This is a genomic window from Bordetella sp. 15P40C-2 (assembly GCF_009763235.1).
In the GTDB taxonomy this organism is placed as follows: domain Bacteria; phylum Pseudomonadota; class Gammaproteobacteria; order Burkholderiales; family Burkholderiaceae_B; genus Bordetella_A.
This window is the reverse complement of record NZ_WSJA01000024.1, coordinates 15970-36347: the sequence shown is the minus strand read 5'-3', so window position 1 is coordinate 36347 and position 20378 is coordinate 15970. Positions and strand designations below refer to the sequence as shown.

At 61.7% G+C, this 20378-nt stretch carries 15 protein-coding genes; 6 read left to right on the top strand and 9 right to left on the bottom strand.

The annotated features are described in order from the left end of the window. Nucleotides 1-132 precede the first annotated feature (132 nt). Nucleotides 133-1077 carry an alpha/beta hydrolase gene (locus tag GOQ25_RS10735; RefSeq protein WP_160350461.1) on the top strand — a complete coding sequence of 315 codons (945 nt, stop codon included), beginning with the start codon at nucleotides 133-135 and terminating at the stop codon, nucleotides 1075-1077. 1 nt (nucleotide 1078) lies between these two features. Here GOQ25_RS10735 and ppc read toward each other — a convergent pair whose 3' ends face one another. After that, complete coding sequence (gene ppc / locus GOQ25_RS10730) at nucleotides 1079-3928, bottom strand: phosphoenolpyruvate carboxylase (protein WP_160350460.1); 2850 nt, start codon at nucleotides 3926-3928, stop codon at nucleotides 1079-1081. 218 nt (nucleotides 3929-4146) lie between these two features. On the opposite strand from ppc, the gene queC reads away from it, so the two are divergent. Then, entirely contained in the window at nucleotides 4147-4857 is a 711-nt protein-coding gene (gene queC, locus GOQ25_RS10725; protein ID WP_160350459.1) for a 7-cyano-7-deazaguanine synthase QueC, read from the top strand. Between the two features lie 63 nt (nucleotides 4858-4920). On the opposite strand, the gene GOQ25_RS10720 is transcribed toward queC, so the two are convergent. Further along, nucleotides 4921-5529 (bottom strand): GNAT family N-acetyltransferase, encoded by a 609-nt coding sequence (locus GOQ25_RS10720; RefSeq protein ID WP_160350458.1) that lies wholly within the window; start codon nucleotides 5527-5529, stop codon nucleotides 4921-4923. 170 nt (nucleotides 5530-5699) lie between these two features. On the opposite strand from GOQ25_RS10720, the gene ilvD reads away from it, so the two are divergent. Continuing rightward, entirely contained in the window at nucleotides 5700-7559 is a 1860-nt protein-coding gene (gene ilvD / locus GOQ25_RS10715; RefSeq protein ID WP_160350457.1) for a dihydroxy-acid dehydratase, read from the top strand. Between the two features lie 58 nt (nucleotides 7560-7617). Here the strand turns inward: ilvD and fic are convergent, their stop codons facing one another. The 6 genes from fic to GOQ25_RS10685 all read right to left on the bottom strand — a co-directional run bounded on the left by fic (nucleotide 7618) and on the right by GOQ25_RS10685 (nucleotide 16500). After that, nucleotides 7618-8709, bottom strand: a complete 1092-nt coding sequence (gene fic / locus GOQ25_RS10710) for a protein adenylyltransferase Fic (RefSeq protein WP_370519937.1) — start codon at nucleotides 8707-8709, stop codon at nucleotides 7618-7620. A gap of 188 nt (nucleotides 8710-8897) precedes the next feature. Beyond that, nucleotides 8898-9707, bottom strand: a complete 810-nt coding sequence (locus GOQ25_RS10705; RefSeq protein ID WP_160350456.1) for an SDR family oxidoreductase — start codon at nucleotides 9705-9707, stop codon at nucleotides 8898-8900. Nucleotides 9708-9827: 120 nt separating this feature from the next. Continuing rightward, entirely contained in the window at nucleotides 9828-10388 is a 561-nt protein-coding gene (locus GOQ25_RS10700; RefSeq protein ID WP_160350455.1) for a 5'-3'-deoxyribonucleotidase, read from the bottom strand. Between the two features lie 87 nt (nucleotides 10389-10475). After that, nucleotides 10476-11966 carry an efflux transporter outer membrane subunit gene (locus tag GOQ25_RS10695; RefSeq protein WP_160350454.1) on the bottom strand — a complete coding sequence of 497 codons (1491 nt, stop codon included), beginning with the start codon at nucleotides 11964-11966 and terminating at the stop codon, nucleotides 10476-10478. Nucleotides 11967-11978: 12 nt separating this feature from the next. Further along, entirely contained in the window at nucleotides 11979-15176 is a 3198-nt protein-coding gene (locus tag GOQ25_RS10690; protein WP_160350453.1) for an efflux RND transporter permease subunit, read from the bottom strand. A gap of 133 nt (nucleotides 15177-15309) precedes the next feature. Then, nucleotides 15310-16500 carry an efflux RND transporter periplasmic adaptor subunit gene (locus GOQ25_RS10685; protein WP_160350452.1) on the bottom strand — a complete coding sequence of 397 codons (1191 nt, stop codon included), beginning with the start codon at nucleotides 16498-16500 and terminating at the stop codon, nucleotides 15310-15312. Nucleotides 16501-16726: 226 nt separating this feature from the next. Here GOQ25_RS10685 and GOQ25_RS10680 point away from each other — a divergent pair, with 226 nt between their 5' ends. From GOQ25_RS10680 to GOQ25_RS10670, 3 genes are all read left to right on the top strand, one after another. After that, a complete protein-coding gene (locus GOQ25_RS10680) occupies nucleotides 16727-17740 on the top strand; it encodes a LysR family transcriptional regulator (RefSeq protein ID WP_160350451.1) in 1014 nt (337 codons plus the stop codon). A gap of 111 nt (nucleotides 17741-17851) precedes the next feature. Further along, complete coding sequence (locus GOQ25_RS10675; protein WP_160350450.1) at nucleotides 17852-18973, top strand: AI-2E family transporter; 1122 nt, start codon at nucleotides 17852-17854, stop codon at nucleotides 18971-18973. Between the two features lie 52 nt (nucleotides 18974-19025). Then, nucleotides 19026-19793: a phytanoyl-CoA dioxygenase family protein gene (locus GOQ25_RS10670; RefSeq protein WP_160350449.1), complete on the top strand. Its 768-nt coding sequence runs from the start codon at nucleotides 19026-19028 to the stop codon at nucleotides 19791-19793. Here GOQ25_RS10670 and slmA read toward each other — a convergent pair. Then, complete coding sequence (gene slmA, locus GOQ25_RS10665) at nucleotides 19790-20368, bottom strand: nucleoid occlusion factor SlmA (RefSeq protein ID WP_160350448.1); 579 nt, start codon at nucleotides 20366-20368, stop codon at nucleotides 19790-19792. The two genes, GOQ25_RS10670 and slmA, sit on opposite strands and share 4 nt — an antisense overlap. Nucleotides 20369-20378: the final 10 nt, after the last annotated feature.

The following is a 20378-nucleotide window of genomic DNA, read 5'->3' as shown; positions in this document are numbered from 1 at the left end:
TCCCTGGGGTTAGAATCCGTATCTATTCTCATTTACACCTCCAGGTTTGCGTGAAAAATCGCGGCCATGCCGCGAGAGGTTGCGGCATGGCCCGATGCCAGCCGCCTTCGAATCAATTTAAGGATTGCGTCCATGATCAGACTCTCCATCCTGTCGCTGTGCAGTGTCCTGGGGGCCGCAAGCGTCTATGCCCAGACGCCGGTGGCCGAGCCCGCGCCGGGCATGCAACTGGTGGGAGAAACCGTCATGGACCGGCCGTCTTCCTGGTATCAATTCGAGCGCCATATGCTTGATTCGGCCGATGGCAAGCGACATTACCGCATTGATATTTCCATTCCCCGCGCCCCGGCGCCTGCGGGCGGATATCCAGTGCTTTATATGCTTGATGGCAATGCAGCGATGGCGACGTTGCAAGATGACGATCTGGCCAAGCTCGCCAATAGCGGACATCCGCCCGTGCTGGTTGCCATCGGTTATGACGTGCCGACCCGCAATGATGTGGTGTCGCGCGCGTTCGACTACACGCCGCCCACCTACGAGAACGGCCAGCGCGTCCATCAGGAAGACGACCGTGGCCGCGCGGGCGGCGGGGCGGATATCTTTTTGGACTACATACAGTCCGTTATCCAGCCGTTGGTGAAATCGCGCACCGCCGTGAATTCGCGCAAGGAAATGCTGTGGGGCCATTCCTATGGGGGCCTGTTCACGCTGCACACTTTGTTCACGCGGCCCGCGGCGTTCGCGCGCTATGTGGCGGGTGATCCCTCTGCCTGGTGGAACGATGGCGTCCTGGTGCGCGAGTGGCAAGCGTTCGACGCCAAACAAGCCGCGGGCAAAGCGGTGGCTGTCTTTGTGGGCACCAAGCCGCGCGACCCGAATCGGCCCATGCCGAATCTGCCGCGCGCCAAGCCGGGGCAAGCGCCCATTGAAAATCCCCGCGCCATCATCGGCGATATGGCAGAAAGCCTGCGCCAGGGGGGCGCGAACGTGACGTATGAAACCTTCCCGCAGTATGGTCATGGCGAGATGATTCGCGTCTCGCTCGAGCGCGCGCTCGATATTGCCATACAGCCTTGAATCAACCCGAGTTGCGCAATCCGGCCGCGATGCCGTTGATCGTTAAATGAATGGCGGCGCGCATGCGTTTGTCAGGCTCGGCGCTGTCATCTTGCTGTGCCGCGCGATAACGACGGATCAGATCGATCTGCAGGTAATTCAGCGGATCGATATACGCAAAACGCTCGCGTAGCGAGGCTTGCAACACCGGGTTGTCCGCCAACAGTTCACGCTGGGTTAACAGGCGCAGTATCGCCACCGTGCGAGCGTGTTCGGCGCTGATCTGATCGAAGATGCATTCGCGCAATGACCGGTTCGTCAGCAACTGCGCATATCGAGCGGCGATGGCGAGATCGGATTTCGCCAGCACCATTTCCATATTGGATAGCAGCGTGCGAAACGCGGGCCAATCGCGCGCCATCTCGCGCAACTGCGCCAGACGCGCCCGGCGCGAGCGCGGCGCGCCAGAGGCACCGCTTTCCAAATAGGCCTCGACTGCTGATCCCACGCCGTACCAGCCCGTCAGCATCAAGCGGCATTGCGCCCAGGAGAATCCCCACGGGATCGCTCGCAGGTCGTCGATGCGTTGGCCTTGCTTGCGCGATGCTGGACGAGAGCCAATGTTCAACCCGGCAATCTCGGTGATGGGCGTGGTGGCGAAGAAGTATTCCGCGAATCCGGGGGTTTCGTAGACCAAGCCGCGATAGCTCTGCTGTGCCATCTCGGACATGAAAGACATCGCCGGTCCGTATTCCGCCATATGGGCGTCTTCGGCGCTCGCGGCCGCGGCGCGCGGCGCCAGGGACGACTCCAGCGTCGCGGCGACCAGTAGATCGAGATGCCAGCGGCCGACTTCGGCGTCCTTGTATTTGCTTTGAATCACCTCGCCCTGTTCGGTCAGGCGCAACTGTCCGGCGACCGTGCCGGGCGGTTGCGCGAGGATCGCGTCGAAGCTGGAACCGCCGCCGCGCCCGACCGAGCCGCCGCGGCCGTGAAACAGGCGCAGCCGCACGCCGCGTGCGCTGAATACATCGACCAATGCACGCTCGGCCTGATAGAGCGACCAGTTAGAGGTTAAAAAGCCGCCATCCTTGTTGCTGTCCGAATAGCCCAGCATCACTTCCTGCGTGCTGTTTTGCGCATGCAGCACGCGTGCGCGCACTTCCGGTAAATCCAGCCACGCGGCCATGATTTCGGGGCCGCGCTCCAGATCAGGAATGGTCTCGAACAAGGGCACGACCATCAAGCCGTCTTGCGGTTCGATCGGCTGGTCCGGCACGGCGATGAGCCCGGTCTCCAGTTGTAGAACCAAGACCTCCAGCAGATCACTTAGCGTTTCGGTGTGCGACACAATGGTCTGCTGCACGGCGGCTTTGCCATAGCGCGCCCGCATGGCTGCCGCCGTGCGCAGAATCGCCAGCTCGCGCGTGGTTTCTTCGCTATAAGTGATCCACGGAGAAGCCAACGGGCGAGCTTGCGAGAGCTCGGATCGCAGCAGCGCAACGCGCGCGTCCTCATCGAGTTTGCTGTAATCGACAGGGTTGCCGTCGATCTGCGCGCCCGCGCGATGGAATAGCTCGGTAAGGACGCGTTCGTGCACATCCGAACTCTGGCGCAAATCCACTGTGGCCAGATGAAAGCCGAACACCTCCACCGCCTGTTGCAGTCCGCTCAATCGAAGGCGCGCAATGGGTGCGCCATGATGCGCCGATAGCGAGGACGCAATCGTTGCGAGATCCTCGGCGAACTCGGCGGGCGTGACGTAGGGCGCCGCGGGATGGGTGACGCGCCGCGCCAGATCCCGGCCAGTGAGCCGTTGCGCGGTGGCGGCGAGCCGAGCGTAGACGCCCACCAGCGCACGCCGGTACGGCTCGTCCCGGCGGTGTGCAGAATCATCGCCACCCGCGTCCGCGAGGGCGCGTAGTTTGTCGTCGACCTTGATGATCAAGGTGGTGATCGAGAGCTCCGCGCCCAGTGCGTGGATCTCCTGCAAGTAATACTCGAACAGCACGGTGGCCTGACGCAGCAGCGCCAGTTCCAGCGTATCGGCATCCACATTCGGATTGCCATCGCGATCGCCACCGATCCAGCTGCCCATGCGCAGAAATGACGCCAGAGGCGCGGCGGGCGCGTCGAACGGCTTGACAGGCGCGGGGGTGAGCAAACGTGCGAGATCGGCATACAGCCGGGGGATGACATGCAGAAACGTGCTGCGGTAGTACGACAGCGCGTTTTCGATCTCGTCGGCCACGGTCAGGCGCGTGTAACGCAGCATGCGCGTTTGCCACAGCGTCGCGATGCGGCCGAGCAAGGTCAGGTCCAGCTCGGCGACTTCCTGTGGGGTCAGCGGGCCCTCGCGTTGCAGCAGCACCGAGGCGATCTCGCGATGCACGTCCAGCGTGCTCTTGCGCTGCACCTCGGTCGGGTGGGCGGTGAGCACGGGCATGACGCAGGCCTCAGTCAGTAGCTGCCGGATTTCGTCGGTGCCGACGCCTTGTGCGGCCAGCAGTTCGACCGCTTCCTTCAGGCTACCGCGCGCTGGCGTATCGTTGGAAAGCGCATACGCCCGTTGCGCGCGGTTCTGATCGCGGTCTTCGGCGATATTGGACAGATGCAGAAAGTAGCTGAACGCGCGCGCGACTGAGTTGGGGTCATTGCCGCGCAGCCGTTTGACACGTTGCTCTAGCAACTTGCTATCGGCTTTATTGCCCTCGCGGCGAAAGCGCACCGCGGTGCGGCGCAAGGTCTCGACCGTATCGAACACCCGCTCGCCTTCGCAGGCCTGAATGACCTCGCCCAGTAAACGGCCTAGCAGTCGGATATCGTGTCGCAAGGGTTCGGCAGTATCGGACTGCGGGCGGATGGCGTTCATAAGCGTTGGATCCGTCAGGCGAAAGGGGGCGAATAGTGGTGGTCGATCGAAAAGCAATGAGGCAAATGATGCGAACCATTGTACGCAGCAGGGCAGGGGAATAACCCTGAAGTGAAAATGGGATATTTGCAGGAGGTGTCGTCCCACTCCTTTGCTTTCTGGAGCTGCGGTAAAGTTCTAACCGGGCATGTGGCCCGGCAATGAGCTCAGAAGTGTTTATGCAGAATCATCAACGACGCGCGCTTGTCCTGTTTTCCGGCGGCCAGGATTCCACGACCTGCCTGGCCTGGGCTTTGGATCGTTACGCTCATGTCGAGACGTTGGCATTCGACTATGGTCAGCGACATCGCATTGAGCTGGATGCGCGTCTGACGGTACTGCGCGAGTTGCGCGCGCGTTTTCCGGCATGGGCGGGGCGATTGGGCGAGGATCATGTACTGGATCTGCGCGTGTTGGCGCAGGTCGGCGATACGGCGATGACCAGTGACCGGGCCATCGAGATGCAGGCCAACGGTTTGCCGAACACGTTTGTGCCGGGGCGCAATCTCCTGTTTTTGACGCTGGCCGCGGCGCTGGGCTATCGACGCCAGCTGGATGTGCTGGTGGGCGGCATGTGCGAAACCGATTTTTCCGGTTATCCCGACTGCCGTGACGATACGATCAAGGCACAACAAGTCGCGTTAGGCCTGGGGCTCGGTTCGCGCGTGACGATCGAAACGCCATTGATGTGGATCGACAAGGCCGAGACTTGGGAATTGGCGAATCAGCTTGGCGGAGAGGAGCTCGTCGATATCATCACGGAACACAGCCACACCTGCTATCTGGGCGAACGCGGTGCGCGTCATACGTGGGGGTATGGTTGTGGGACTTGCCCGGCCTGTGCATTGCGCAAGGCCGGTTGGGAGAAGTGGTCGGCGCAGCGCGCCTAAGGTGTGCTCGCATGATGTCGCGTGGCTCCGATACCTCGGTCGCCACCGAATAGCGCGGGTGTCTTAGTTCTCTAGAGACTCGCCGGGGCCAGCATCCGGTTCGCGCCGGTCGCCATCACCCAGCGCTCGCTGCATCAACACAGTATCGCGCCATTCGTCGAACTTAAATCCGACGGACCGTAAGGTCCCCACGGCATGGAATCCCAAGCGCGCGTGCAGGCTGATCGAGGCGGCGTTGCGACTGTCACCCACCACGGCCAGCATCTGGCGCCAGCCGCCCGCCGTGCATCGCTCGATCAGTTCCGCCAATAGCCGTTTGCCGATGCCCCGGCCCGCGATGCCGTGCTTGACGTACACAGAGTCCTCGACCGTATAGCGATAGGCCGGCCGCGGCCGGTAAGGGGTGGCATAGGCATAGCCCAGGATGTCGCCATCGCTCTCGGCGACCAGATAAGGCAACTGCCGCGCCACGACGGCCTCGCGCCGCGCACGCATTTCATCCACGCTGGGCGGCTCCAGCTCGAACGACGCCGTGCCATGACGGACGTGATAGTCGTAAATCGCGTGAATGGCGGGCAGGTCCTCGGGCGTGCTGTCGCGGATGATGAGGGCATGCGCGTCAGGCCTGATTGAGGATCCGTCGGGAAGGGGAGATGAGAGGATGTCGGACATGGAAATTCCGGGAAAACAAACGCCGCATTCCGTGTGAAATGCGCGGGTGTTCATAGTGTGCGACAGGGCGAGGCAGAAATAAAGCGCCCGGCTGCTGTCACTGCTGCAGCCCGGGTGCGTTCCAGCGTATTATTGAAGACTTTGCGAACTTCCTCTGACCGAGATTTACCATGCCGCAATACCGTTCCCGTACCTCCACTCATGGCCGTAACATGGCCGGTGCGCGCGCCCTGTGGCGCGCCACCGGTATGCAGGATGGCGACTTTGGCAAGCCCATTATTGCGGTGGTGAACTCGTTCACGCAGTTTGTACCGGGTCACGTACACCTGCGCGATCTGGGCGCGCTGGTTGCCCGTGAAATCGAAGCCGCTGGCGGCGTGGCCAAGGAGTTCAACACCATCGCCGTGGATGACGGTATCGCCATGGGTCACGGCGGCATGCTGTATTCGCTGCCCTCGCGCGAACTGATCGCCGACTCCGTCGAGTACATGGTCAACGCCCACTGCGCCGACGCGATGGTGTGCATCTCGAACTGCGACAAGATCACTCCGGGAATGCTGATGGCTGCGATGCGCCTGAACATCCCCGTCGTGTTCGTGTCCGGCGGCCCCATGGAGGCCGGCAAGATCAAGTCGCCCACCGATGGCAAAGTCATCGCCAAGATCGACCTAATCGATGCCATGATCAAGGCCGCTGATCCCAACATCACCGATGCCGAGGCCGAACAGTACGAGCGCAGCGCCTGTCCGACCTGCGGATCGTGTTCGGGCATGTTCACCGCCAACTCGATGAACTGCCTGACCGAAGCCATCGGCCTGGCGCTGCCCGGCAACGGCACCATCGTAGCCACGCACGCCTGGCGCAAAGGCCTGTTCGAGCAAGCCGGCCGCCTCGTCGTTGACCTGTGCCGCCGTTACTACGAGCAGGACGACGCCTCGGTACTGCCGCGCAGCATCGCCACCAAGAGCGCGTTCCAGAACGCCATGACGCTGGACGTGGCCATGGGCGGCTCGACCAACACGGTGTTGCACCTGCTGGCCGCCGCACAAGAAGCCGGGGTGGACTTCACCATGGCCGACATCGACCGTATTTCGCGCAACGTGCCCTGCCTGTGCAAGGCCGCGCCGGCGACTGACAAATATCACATCGAAGACGTGCACCGCGCAGGCGGCATCCTGGGCATTCTGGGCGAGCTGGCTCGCGCCGATCTGCTCGATCTGTCTTGCGGCAACGTGCACAGCGGCACGCTGGGCAATGCCATCCAGAAATGGGACATCAACGGCGGCGCCGGCGAAGAGGCGCAAAAGTTCTACCGCGCGGCACCCGGCGGTATTCCGACCACCGTGGCATTCAGCCAGGACGCCACCTACCTGACGCTGGACCTGGATCGCCAATCGGGCTGCATCCGCGACAAGGCACACGCCTATTCGAAGGACGGCGGTCTGGCCGTGCTGTACGGCAACCTCGCACCGAAGGGCTGCATCGTGAAGACCGCTGGCGTCGATGAGTCGCAGTGGACATTCACCGGCCGCGCCCGCGTGTTCGAAAGCCAGGACGACGCCGTGGAAGGCATCCTGGGCGACAAGATCGTGGCTGGCGACGTGGTCGTCATCCGCTACGAAGGTCCCAAGGGCGGCCCGGGTATGCAGGAAATGCTGTATCCCACCTCCTATCTGAAATCCAAGGGCCTGGGCAAAACCTGCGCACTGTTCACGGATGGCCGCTTTTCGGGCGGCTCGTCGGGGCTGGTCATCGGCCACGCCTCTCCCGAGGCCGCCGAGGGCGGTAACGTGGGTCTGGTCGAAGACGGCGACACCATCGAGATCGACATCCCCAACCGCACGATCCACCTCGCCGTCTCCGACGAGGAACTGGCCAAGCGCCGCGCCGCCATGGAAGCCCGTGGCGACAAGGCGTGGAAGCCGGAAAACCGTCAGCGCGTCGTCTCGCAAGCGCTGCAAGCCTACGCCGCCCTGGCCACCTCGGCCGACCGTGGCGCCGTGCGCGATGTGTCGCAATTGAAGCGTTAATCGCCTGATTGCAGTGTGCGGGCGACGCGCCCGCACACTTCCAGCCAGCCGGTTGGCCTCAGGCGCGGTTGTCTTTCGCGAGAAGCTCCATCAGTGCAAGATTGATAAAGACTTTGTCGCGGCCTAGGACGACTTCCCGCACCACATTTAAATTTGCCAGCTCCTTCAACATTTTCGAAGCAGTCTGTCGCTGCGCGATTCCCTTATCGACGACGTTCGCGATCCGGCAATACGGCTGCGTGAAAATCAGGTCGACCAACTCGTGGCTGTAAGTCTTAGGTGCCTGAGCCCTGAGCTGTTCGCGAGTTCTTTCCATTAGCCCGCAGATAGCCTCGATTTTCGTCGTCGTCCATTCCGCGGTGTTGTGTACGGCCTCTAGCATGTAGAGGATCCATTTTTCCCAGGCTTGGTGTGTTGTGACCTCCATGAGCAACTGGTAGTACTCACGTTTGTGCTGGATGATGTAGCGGCTCAAATAGAGGATCGGGAGATCGAGCAGGTTTTCAGATATTAGGAATAGCAGATTCAGGACGCGTCCCGTGCGGCCATTGCCATCACTGAAGGGGTGAATCGCTTCAAACTGGTAATGCATCACTGCCATACGTACCAACGGGTCGGTGTCGCGCTCCATGTGGATAAAGTGCTCCCAGTTTGACAGCAGGTCACGGATGACTGCCTCACCAGCAGGTGGGGTATAGACGACCTGCTGAGTGGCGTCATTCATCAGGGCCGTGCCTGGCACCTTGCGGATGTCCATCTCGACACCTTTAATGGTGCGGCAGATGTCCACGGCAGTCGCGGTGGTCAGTGGCCTTGTTTTGAGCGACTGGCAGCCTTGGTATAACGCCGTGCGATAACGTAGCGCTTCCTTGGTAGCAGGGTCTGCCATACCGTCTGGCCCAGCGCTAGCATGCTGGAAAAGCCGGTCAGTAGTCGTGACGATATTCTCTATTTCTGAGCTGGCTTGTGCTTCTAGCATCGGGATCAGGTTGATCAGCATGCCCTGGTTGGGGATGCGACCTGCCATGCCGCGCAATGTGGCTAAGGATGCTTGAGCTTTAATGCAGGCTTTAAGTACTGCCCGCGTCTCAATCTCGGGTTGCGGTGGGAGGCGCGGTAAGTCGTTATAGGGGATCGTCGGGTTGAACACGGGCGAACGCTCGATATGTCGATAATCCTCCCCATCTTACTCACATCATAGAAACGTGTCGATTTTTCCGTATTTTGTGTACATGTCAGTTGGGATATGTACACGCCATCGACACGTTCCCATAATATGTCGATGAAATCCAATTTCATCGACATATCCTAACCAACATGTCGACGGCATCGACACGTTCAGATCACCGCTGCGGTACCGCCATCGACCGGGATCACGGCTCCCACCACGTACGATGACCGGGGGCTGGCCAGGAAGAGGGCAACGTCGGCGACTTCTTCGGGTTTGCCAAAGCGGCCCAGGGGAATCCGGGCCTGACCTTGCGCGTAGGCTTCTTCGAGCGAAATGCCCTGACGTTCGGCTTCCACGCTCAGTCCCTGTTCCACCCGTTGCGTGGCCGTCGCGCCGGGGCTGATGGCATTGATGCGGATGCCGTAACGGGCATAGTGGGCGGCCAAACCCACCGTCGACAGCATCAGCGCGGCATTGGCCGAGCCGCCGGCCAAGTGGGTGGGGTTAGGGATTTTTCCGCCCGTGCCGATGATGTTGATCACGATTCCATTCGTCGCGCCTTTGGGGCGAGATTCGGCGCGAGCGCGCATGCTGGTCAGCACGGCGTCCTGGACGTGCACGTACGGGAAGAATTTCGCGTCCATGGCCGCGCGCCATTTGGCGGCATCCAGCGTTTCGGGGACGTGGCGGCGCGCGGCGCCGGCGCTATTGATCAGAATGTCGATGGGCCCGATATCCTGCTCAATCTGTGCAATGACGCGAGAGGCCGCCTCGGCATCCGACAGATTTGCCGCATACGTGGCGACGTTATGGCCGCTGGCCTGTAATTGCGCGCGCGCCTGCTCGAGTCCTTGCGGGTCGCGCGCAATGATGGCGACGAAAGCGCCTTCGGCGGCAAAGGCGTTTGCCACCGCCAGACCGATACCTTTACTGCCGCCCGTGACTACCGTGACCTTACCGTTGAGTTTGAGATTCACATGCGCTCCGCGAGATGAGTAGGAGTGAGGACTTCGATACTCTACTCATCTCGCGCGGCGCTGACTATCCCGGCGCGGATAACAGGGGCCTCATGCGCCTGGCACTACCTCAGCCGCACCCTACGCGTCGGCAGCGTAAAGCTCGCCAGCCAGCACGTTGCGCCATTTATCCCAGGTCAGCCGGGGCCGATCGGTGATCTGTCGGTTGTAGGGGGCGTCGTAGACGATATGTTTCCACCGCGGCCGCACGGCGCCTACGATTTCGGGCTTATCGTCAATGAGCAGATCGCCATGGACCAGGGTTTTGTCGCGCGTCATGACGATGCGCTGGGTCGCCTCGCGCCCCAGGTGTTTCTCTACCCACAGGTATTTTTCCAGCACGCAATTCTCGAATTGCGTCAGGGGCGACGTGCAGATGCGAATGTCCATGCCCATCGCCAACAGTTCTCGCACCGCGTCCAGCGCGCCGGGAACGGGCGGTAGATTGCGGATAAAGCCCGGTTCGGTGTAGATGGCGGTTGCCAGCGGACGCAATTCGGCCGGATAGTCCTCCAGGATATGGAAAGATTTCCGGTCCGCGAATTCCACGGGCGGAATGTCCGGATGGCGCTCTTTCCAGATGGCTAAAAAGGCGTGCTCGAAATCGGCGAGCACGCCATCCTGGTCAAGAAGGATAAGCATGATGCGGAGAGGCAGAAATGTCCAAGCGCTGATTGTGCCACGTGACATGGCCTTCACTGCGATGGGCTGATGCCCCGCCGCCGAGCATCACTTCGCCGCGAGCGGCACCGGCATATCCCATCCTCCGCCCAATGCGCGAATCAGACTGACCGCGGATCGCGCGCGTTCGCCATCGAGCTGCACAGCCACGCGCTGTTGCGCCAACACGGTACGGTCCGCCTCGATGACATCGAGATAGCTGATAGAGCCCTCGTTATATTGCACGTGCGATATCCGCGCCGCGCGCGCCGACGCGTTCAACGCCGCGTCTTGGGCCGACATTTGCTGGCTTAACAGCCGCAAGTTTGCGAGATTGTCCTCAACTTCTCGAAACGCGGTGAGCACCGTTTGCCGGTAATTGGCGACATCCTCTTCATACACGGCCCGCGCACGATCCAGCCCCGCCTGCCGGCGGCCGCCATCGAAAATGGGCAGCGACAGCGCGGCGCCCACCAGTGGACCGAGCAAGAACGTCCGCGTTGACCATTCGAACAGATTGCCCAGCTCGGACGATTCGAATCCCGCCGCACCCGTTAGCGACAGCCGGGGAAAGAAGGCCGCCTGAGCCGCGCCGATACGGGCGTTGGCGGCCGCCATGGCGCGTTCAGCCGCAGCGATGTCCGGCCGGCGCTCAAGCAGGCTGGAGGGCAGTCCGGCCGGGATATTCACCGCGATGCGGGTGAGCGGCTGTTCCGGCAGGCTGAATTCCGATGGCGCCTTTCCCAACAGGATCGCCAACGCATGTTCAGCCGTGGTGCGTCGCCGCTCGAAGGCGAGCGTCTCCGCTCGCGCCGAATCGAGCTCCGATTGCGCTCGCGCCAGATCCAGTTCGCTGATGTCGCCCGCATCGTAGCGTCGCTGAATGAGCTGCAGGGTTTGTTCGCGCAGCCCGACGGTCTGACGATACAGCTGCAAACCCGCATCCAACTCGCGCACTTGGAAATAGGCCTGCGCCACATCGGCCTGCAAGGCCAGCAGCACGGATCGATACAACGCCTCGCTGTGCTCGGCGTCGGCCCTTGCCGCGTCCACCGTCGAAGACACGCGGCCGAAGAGGTCCGCCTCGTAGCTGACGCTGGCCTGCGCGCGCCACAACGTGACAGGTGTCGTGGACGCGCCGTCGTCCAGACCTTGGGAAGCCGGTGATTGACGTTGGCGTGTCGGCCCGGCGCCCACCTCCACGGTGGGGAAAAGCGCCGAGCGTGCATCTCCTAATAGGGCACGTGCCTGCTTCAAGCGCGCCGCTGCGGCCTGCAGGCTGTAGTTCGCTTGATGGGCCTCTTGCTCCAACGCGTTAAGCGTTTCGTCGTTAAAGAGTTTCCACCATTCGCCGCGCAATGCCGCTTCCGCAGGATTGGCGGTTTGCCACGCGCCCGCCTCATGCGGCGCGAGTTCTTGTTGTTGCGGGGCCTCCTTGTAATGGGCAGGCGTCGTGACGTCCGGGCGATGGTAGGTAGGACCGACCGCGCATCCCGCCAGAATCATTAGCAGGACGAGCAGACTGGAGACCTTGGCGTTTCGTCGTAATGAGGTTTGCATGATCAGCTCTACTTAATGGGATGCGGACTCGGCCGTGGTCGTGGCGGTCATGGGCGCGTCGTGATGCGAGGCAGAGTGCAGTTTGCGGGCACTCATCGAACGCAACAGCACGTAGAACACAGGAGTCAGGAACAGGCCAAACAAGGTCACGCCGAGCATGCCCGAGAACACCGCGATGCCGATGGCTTGTCGCATTTCCGAGCCCGCACCGGTCGATAGCACCAGTGGCACCACACCCATGATGAAGGCGATCGACGTCATCAGAATGGGGCGCAGACGCAGCCGGCTCGCTTCGATCGCGGCTTGCAGTGGCGTGCTGCCTTGCATCTCCAGCTCGCGCGCGAACTCCACGATCAGGATGGCGTTCTTGACCGACAATCCGACCAACACCATCAAGCCGATTTGCGTGAAGATGTTGTTATCGCCATGCGTCAACCACACCCCGGTCAATGCCGCCAGCACACTCATCGGCACGATGAGAATCACCGCCAGCGGCAACGTCAGGCTTTCATACAGCGCGGCCAGCACCAGGAACACCAACAACACGCTGATGGGAAACACCCAGACGCCCGCATTGCCCGCGAGGATCTGCTGATAAGTCAGATCCGTCCATTCGAACTTGAAGCCACGCGGCAGCGTCTCGGCCGCGATACGTTCTGCCGCATCCTGTGCTTGATCGGACGAATACCCCGGCGCGGGCCCGCCATTGATATCGGCGGCGGTATAGCCGTTGTAGCGCACGACCATCTCCGGCCCAAAGGTCTGTCGCACATCGACCAGCGCCGACAGCGGCACCATCTGACCGTTTTCGCTACGTGTCTTCAATTGCAGGATGTCTTCGGGGTGCGCGCGATAGGGCGCATCGGCTTGTGCGCGCACCTGGAATACTCGACCGAATCGATTGAAGTCGTTCACATACATCGAGCCCAAATAGATCTGCAACGTATCAAACACATCGGTCACAGGCACACCCAATTGTTTGGCCTTGACGCGATCGAGGTCCACATCCAATTGAGGAACGTTGATCTGATAGTTGGTAAACGTCGGACCCAGCTCAGGCGCCTGTCGTGCCTTTTCCAAGAACGCTTGAGTGGCCTTGTCCAGCTCGGCATAACCCATGGCGCCCCGGTCTTCGATCTGCAGCTTGAATCCTCCCATGGTGCCCAGGCCCATGACAGGTGGCGGGGGAAACACGGCGATATACGAATCCTTGATGGCCGCGAATTTTTCGTTCAGCTGCTGCGTGATGGCATCGCCTGAGAGTTCCGCGCTGCGGCGTTCATCGAACGGCTTGAGCGTGACGAACACAATGCCGGCGCTGGAACTGTTGGTGAAGCCATTGATGGACAGCCCCGGAAATGCGATCGTGCTGGCTACGCCCGGTTGTTTCAGGGCGATATCTGACATGCGGCGGATGACGTCTTCGGTACGGTCCAGCGACGCGCCATTGGGCAACTGCGCAAAGCCTATCAGATACTGCTTATCCTGCGCTGGCACGAAGCCGCCCGGTACGATATGCGCGATCCCAGCCGTGGCGGCCAGTAGCACCAGATACACGCCCATGGCCCCGGCCTTGCGACGGATCACGCCGGTCACACCCGTGGCATACGCATCGGAAGACCGCGAGAAAAACCGGTTGAACGCATTAAAGAACCGCCCGAACAACCGGTTCAGCACACGCGTGAGCCAGTCGGGTTTCTCGTGATGGCCTTTGAGCAGAATGGCCGATAACGCCGGCGACAAGGTCAGTGAGTTAAACGCCGAGATCACCGTCGAAATCGCGATTGTCATGGCGAACTGTTTATAGAACTGCCCCGACAAACCGGTCATGAAGGCCAGCGGCACGAACACGGCGCACAGCGTCAAGGCGATAGCGATAATCGGCCCGCTGACTTCGCGCATGGCGCGATAGGTAGCGTCGCGCGGACTCAGCCCCGCCGCGATATTGCGCTCGACGTTTTCCACCACCACGATGGCGTCATCCACCACGATGCCGATGGCCAGCACCATGCCGAACAAGGACAGCGCGTTGATCGAATAGCCGAATACCAGCAACAGCGAGAACGTCCCGATGATAGACACCGGCACGGCCAGCAATGGAATGATGGATGCGCGCCACGTCTGCAGGAAGACGATCACCACCAGCACCACCAATGCGATGGCTTCCAGCAGCGTCGAGATCACGGCCTTGATGCTCGAACGCACGAACTGCGTGGGGTCATATTCGATACGGTAAGCGACAGACGGCGGGAAATCGGCCGACAACTCCTTCATCGTTTCCCGCACCTGCTCCGAGACATCCAGCGCGTTCGCGCCGGGCGATTGCATGATGCCCATGCCGATGGCAGGTTGATTATCCAGCAGCGACCGCAGACCGTATTCCTGCGCGCCCAGCTCGATGCGCGCCACATCCGACAGCCGCGTGATCGCGCCATCGGGTGAGGACTTCAGGATGATCTGTCCGAACTCTGTCTCGTCTTCCAGCCGGCCTTGCGCATTGACCGAGAACTGCATGGGCACATCGCCCAGCGTCGGCGATTGCCCGATCACGCCGGCGGCGACCTGCACGTTCTGCTCGCGGATCGCATTGACCACTTCGGCGGCGGTTAACCCGCGCTGTGCCACCTTCTGCGGATCGAGCCACACGCGCATCGAATAGCTGCCCGAGCCCCAGATCTGTACCTCACCGACGCCGCTGATACGCGCCAAGCGATCCTTGATGTTCAACACCGCATAGTTGCGCAGATAGGTGCTGTCGTAGCGGTTGTCGGGCGAGACCAGATGCACGACCAGCGTCAGGGTGGGCGAGCTTTTCGTTGTTGTTACGCCCAGCCGCTGCACATCGGGCGGCAAGCGCGGCAGCGCCTGCGACACGCGGTTTTGCACCAGCTGTTGCGCCTTGTCCGGATCGACGCCAAGCTTGAAGTAGACCGTCACCGCCAGATTGCCATCACTATTGGCCTGCGACTGCATATACAGCATGTCCTCGACGCCGTTGATCGATTCCTCCAAGGGCGAGGCCACCGTATTGGCGATCACGGCAGGATTGGCGCCCGGATATTGCGCGCGCACCACGACCGAAGGCGGCACGACCTCCGGATATTCCGAGATCGGCAGTTGGAACATCGCGAGCAAGCCCGCCAACAGCACGATCACCGATAGCACGCCCGCAAAAATGGGCCGGTCGATAAAGAATTTAGAAATATTCATGCTTGCTTCCTGCCAGTGGCATGGCGCTGCGACGGGCAACACGCGGCCCGGCCGGCGCACACAAGCGTGTGCCGGCAACGAATCGCTAAGGCGTTTGAGTGGCGCCAGCGTCAGCCAGCGCCAGGCGTCGGGGTTAGTTCAGGCTGGCGGTCTGCGTCGTCTTGGGCGAATTCGATTCCATCGATACGAGGGTCGGCGACACGGTCTCGCCCGGGCGCACGCGCTGCAGTCCATTGACGACGATGCGCTCGCCGGGCTCGAGCCCGCTGGTCACGACGCGCAGATTGCCTTGGTTCGCACCCAGGGTGACGCGCCGATAACTCGTCTGGCCTTGATCATCGACCACCAGCACGAAACGCTTGTCTTGATCGGTGCCGATCGCGCGTTCGTCGATCAGCACGGCGTGGTGCGGCACGGTGCCGCCCAGGCGGATCCGCGCATACATGCCCGGCACCAGCAACCCATCCGCATTGTCAAACACCGCCCGCACCCGGATCGTGCCCGATTGCGTATCGATACGGTTATCCACGGACTGCACCACGCCTGCGCGCGGATACTCCAGATCGTTGGCCAGTCCCAATTCCACCGGCACCGAAGCGCCTGTCGTGCGCGCGGGACTCACGTAATTCAGATAGGCTTTCTCATCCACGTCGAACGCGGCATACATTTGCGAGACCGACACGAGGCGGGTCAAAGGCTTTGAGTTCGCCCCCGCGGCCACCACATTGCCGACGGTCACCTCCGCGCGCGATACCCGGCCCGTCACGGGCGCGACGATTTCGGTGTAGCCAAGATTCAGTTTGGCGGCATCCAGCGCGGCCTGAGCCGCCTTTAAATTGGCCGCCGCTTCACGCGCATCATTGCGCTTGGATTCGAAATCGCGTTTGGCGATCGCATTCTCGGCCAGCAGACGTTGCCCGCGCGCGAGTTCTGATGCGGTAAAGGCGACGCGCGCCTGGGCTGCGGCCAATTGCGCGGCGGCACGGTCCACCTCGGCGGCATAGGGGCGCGGGTCTATCGTAAAGAGCGGGTCGCCTTTTTTCACCAGACTGCCGTCCTTGAAATGCACGGCGGTCAGCGTGCCGGACACGAGCGGCCGAATGTCGACCACATCGATGGCTTCGAGCCGGCCCGAATACTCCTGCCAGTCGATCACCGACTTGCCCAGCGCGGGGGCGACGTCGACCGACGGCGCCGCGGGGGCGGCCGACGCTTGCGCGGCGCCGGGTCCTGGCTCGTTGCTCCAGAGCGAATAGCCCCCGGCCGCCACGAGCAGGGCCACGACAGCCGTCATTACTGCGATGCGCGAACGCGAAACAGACATGGGTGTTTCCTTAATCGTATGGGGTGTGCCGGAGGCGGCGGCAAAGCCAAAAGCCGCCGGTCGGACCGATGGGCCGACGGACCAGCGTAGATGGAACGTATTCTGAGTGTTTTGCGCGCCGGGATAAACGTGCTGCTGTCGGCAACACTGTTCGAGGAAAATGAACAATTGGGGCAAAACGGAGTTATGCTTGCGCCATCACCACGCTTTTATGGACGACAACACCATGGATCGTTTTCAAGCCATGCAGGTGTTTGCGCGTGTCGTCGAGGTCAATAGTTTTACCCGGGCAGCCGACAGCCTGGGTCTGCCTCGTACGACGGTCACCACCATCATTCAGAATCTCGAGCGCCATTTAGGCGTACGCCTGTTGAACCGCACCACGCGTCGTATCAGCCTCACGCCCGATGGTGCGGCTTACTTTGACCATAGTAAGCGGGTCCTGGCCGATGTGGAGGAAACCGAGGCGTGCTTTCAGGCCGCCGCGGTCAAACCCCAGGGCAAGCTGCGCATCGATGTGCCAGCGAGCGTGGGCAGGTTGATCCTCGTGCCTGCGATTGCAGAGTTCCGCGAACGCTATCCCGACATCGAGCTGGTGCTGGGCATGAGCGACCGTCGCGTGGATCTGGTGCAAGAGGCCGTCGATTGTGTGATCCGCGGCGGCGAACTCGAAGACTCGTCGCTGGTGGCGCGCCGCATCGGCTCGTTCCAGTTCGTGACCTGCGCCGCGCCCTCGTATCTGGAACGGCATGGCATGCCGCACACGTTGGAAGATCTAAAGTCGCATCGCGCGCTGAACTATTTCTGCAACCGCACGGGCCGCAGTTTCAGCTGGGACTTCGTCATTGACGGCCGCGTCCACGAGGTCGATATGACGGGCGACATGGCGGTCAACGATTGGAGCGCGCATCTGGCGTTGGGATTGCAGGGATTCGGTCTGATTCAAACGGCGCGGTTCATCGCCTTGCCCCATCTGCAATCGGGGGAACTGATCGAGGTGCTGCCGCAGTGGCGACCGACGATCCTGCCAATCTCGTTGCTCTATCCGCAGAACCGTCAGCTCTCGCCCAAAGTGCGCGTGTTTTCCGATTGGGTCGCGGAATTGTTCATGCGCTGCCCCTTGCTGCGCGGCGGCGACGGCAGCGAAGGTTGCCACGACGTGCGCAAGCCCGAGCTTTTGCCGGGTGCCATTCGCGCGCCTCGCCGGGGCACGCCCGCGGAGCTGGAATACGCGATCTGAATCAGCCCACGCGCTGTCAATCCGAGGATGCCCCCTGGTTGGGGGCTCCTTGTCTGCGAGGGGAGTCCTGTATATTTGTGCAGTCGCCCTAACGCCCAATTGGCTCAATCCATGCAGCAGCCTGTTTTACCTGCGTACCTCATTGCCCGCTGGCTACTCTTGCTGGTGTTGCTGGCCGGCATTTATTTCCTCAGTGGTTTTCTTGTTCCGGCGCTGGCCGCCCTGATCATCGGGCTGGCCACCTGGCCGGTGTTTCAGCGCATCGTGCGCGCCTGCGGCGGACGAACGATCCCGGCGGCATCGCTGGCGTTGATTACCGTCATCCTGGTGATCATCGTGCCTTTGTCGTTGGCACTGTCTTATGCCATCAACGAGGCCAGTAATTTTGTTGCCTGGGCCTTGGCGGCCAACCGTCATGGCGTGGCCGTGCCTGCATGGATTTCGTCATTGCCGGTTGTGGGCGACAGGTTGACCGAATACTGGATCACCTATGTCGGCGAGCCGCATGCCTTGGGCGCGCTGGTCGAAGCCGTCAGCGGCGAGCATCTGGGCAATATCTATCGCATGGTCCTGTCCGCCACCGGCAACGCGTTTCACCTGTTGCTAAGCGTGCTCTTCATGCTGATTACCTTGTTCTTTGTCTATAAAGACGGCGATCGCATGTTAGGCCAGCTCGACATCCTGGGCGAGCGTATCTTGCCCGAACGCTGGCGGCGGTTTTCGCGCGTGGTGCCCGCGACAGTCAGCTCTACCGTGACTGGCATGAGCTTGATCGCGGTAGGCGAGGGCGTCGTGCTTGGTATCGCGTATTGGATCGCGGGCGTGCCTTCGCCGGTATTGCTGGGCGTGGTGACCGGATTCATGGCGCTCATTCCGGGTGGCGCGCCGTTGTCATTTACGCTAGTGTCCTTGTACCTGATCGGCTCCGGGCATCTGGTGGCGGGTATCGCGCTGTTCGCGTGGGGCACGATCGAGCTCTTTATCGTCGACAAGACATTGCGCCCGCGATTAGTCGGCGGGCCGGTCAAACTGCCTTTTCTGCCCACGTTTTTCGGTCTGGTGGGCGGGGTCAAGACCATGGGCATCGTCGGGCTGTTCGTGGGTCCGGTGCTGATGGCGCTGCTGGTTGCCGTATGGCGCGAATGGGTGCGCAACGTCCAGCATGAACGCGAGCTCGCACAGTGCCATAATGTCGAACAGATTCGTGTCGATCGGGGCGATGCCCCGCGCTGAATCGATGTGACCCATCGATCGACGCCTGCGCGTCGATATGTTCGAGAAAGCAATGTCAGCATCATCCGTGGCCGAGCAAGTCCAGACCCTGCGTGAACAGGGCTTTGTGGTGGCAAGGCAGTTCGCCTCGCCCGAGATCGTCCAGGCCTTGCGCGCCGAAGCGCAACGCCAATTGGACGCGGTGATCGAGCCCATCGAGTACGAGGCCGATCTGCAATACCCGGGTGCGCCGCCATCGCGCGATGCGCAGGGTGGCGCGACGGTGCGCCGGCTGCTAGATGCCTATCGTCGCGGGCCCTTGTTTCAGCAATGGGCCACCCGGCAGGACATCGGCGCATGGTTGCGTGCGTATTTTGGCGAGACGCCAGTCTTGTCGCGCGCACACCATAACTGTGTCATGACCAAACATCCCGCCTATGGCAGCCTGACGGGCTGGCATCAGGACATTCGTTATTGGTCCTTTTCCGAGGACGATCTGGTCTCTACCTGGCTGGCCCTGGGGCACGAGACGGCGGATAACGGGGGGCTGTTTTTCCTGCCAGGCTCGCACACGGCCGCGTTCGATGCGTCGCAGTTCGATGAGCAGAAGTTCTTTCGCGCGGACCTGCCGCAGAACCAAGCCTGGATCGAGCGCGCGGTGTGTCCGACGCTGGAGCCCGGCGACGTGGTGTTTTTTCATTGCCGCACCTTGCACGCGGCCCGGCAAAACAGCAGCGATCAGGTCAAGCTCTCGCTCGTGCACACCTATCATCCGGAAAGCTGCTCGCCGCTGCCCGGGACGCGCTCGGCTTCGCTGCCAGGCGTGCCGCTGGCCGGTTAAAGCGGCAACACCACGCGCAGTTGCTCGTCCAGCTGGCTGGTGGGCGTCACCCGCCAGCCGCTTTGCGCGTAGCGCAGCCAGCGGCCCAGCACCAGGTGAGTGAGCAGGCTGGCGCGGGCGCTGATATCGGTTTCGGGCGGCAGCTGTCCATCGGTGACGGCCACGCGCAACGATTGCTTCAGCGATGCCTCGATGCGGTCATTGATATGGTTGATGCGTTCTTGCAGCCGGTTGTCCTCGGTCACCAGCGCATCGCCTGTCAGCACGCGCGTCATGCCCTTGTTGCGCTCGGAAAACGCCAGCAGCATGGAGACGATCTTGCGCGCTTGGCTCACCCCTTGGCGGTCCGCATCGGCGATCTGGTTGACCAGGGTGAAAATGCTGACCTCGATGAATTCGATCAGTCCCTCGAACATCTGCGCCTTGCTGGCGAAATGCCGGTAGAGCGCAGCTTCTGAGAGCTGCATGCGAGCCGCCAGCGCCGCGGTGGTGATACGGGCAGCGTGCGGCTGCTCCAGCATTTCCGCCAGGGTTTGCAGGATCTGGGTTTTTCGCTCGCCGGGTTTACTCGCCATGGCTGAAACG

Excerpts from the sequence above, each read along its gene's own strand:
- GOQ25_RS10735 (WP_160350461.1), top strand. The coding sequence starts at position 133 with ATGATCAGACTCTCCATCCTGTCGCTGTGCAGTGTCCTGGGGGCCGCA.
- ppc (WP_160350460.1), bottom strand. The coding sequence starts at position 3,928 with ATGAACGCCATCCGCCCGCAGTCCGATACTGCCGAACCCTTGCGACAC.
- queC (WP_160350459.1), top strand. The coding sequence starts at position 4,147 with ATGCAGAATCATCAACGACGCGCGCTTGTCCTGTTTTCCGGCGGCCAG.
- GOQ25_RS10720 (WP_160350458.1), bottom strand. The coding sequence starts at position 5,529 with ATGTCCGACATCCTCTCATCTCCCCTTCCCGACGGATCCTCAATCAGG.
- ilvD (WP_160350457.1), top strand. The coding sequence starts at position 5,700 with ATGCCGCAATACCGTTCCCGTACCTCCACTCATGGCCGTAACATGGCC.
- GOQ25_RS10700 (WP_160350455.1), bottom strand. The coding sequence starts at position 10,388 with ATGCTTATCCTTCTTGACCAGGATGGCGTGCTCGCCGATTTCGAGCAC.
- GOQ25_RS10695 (WP_160350454.1), bottom strand. The coding sequence starts at position 11,966 with ATGCAAACCTCATTACGACGAAACGCCAAGGTCTCCAGTCTGCTCGTC.
- GOQ25_RS10690 (WP_160350453.1), bottom strand. The coding sequence starts at position 15,176 with ATGAATATTTCTAAATTCTTTATCGACCGGCCCATTTTTGCGGGCGTG.
- GOQ25_RS10685 (WP_160350452.1), bottom strand. The coding sequence starts at position 16,500 with ATGTCTGTTTCGCGTTCGCGCATCGCAGTAATGACGGCTGTCGTGGCC.
- GOQ25_RS10680 (WP_160350451.1), top strand. The coding sequence starts at position 16,727 with ATGGATCGTTTTCAAGCCATGCAGGTGTTTGCGCGTGTCGTCGAGGTC.
- GOQ25_RS10675 (WP_160350450.1), top strand. The coding sequence starts at position 17,852 with ATGCAGCAGCCTGTTTTACCTGCGTACCTCATTGCCCGCTGGCTACTC.
- GOQ25_RS10670 (WP_160350449.1), top strand. The coding sequence starts at position 19,026 with ATGTCAGCATCATCCGTGGCCGAGCAAGTCCAGACCCTGCGTGAACAG.
- slmA (WP_160350448.1), bottom strand. The coding sequence starts at position 20,368 with ATGGCGAGTAAACCCGGCGAGCGAAAAACCCAGATCCTGCAAACCCTG.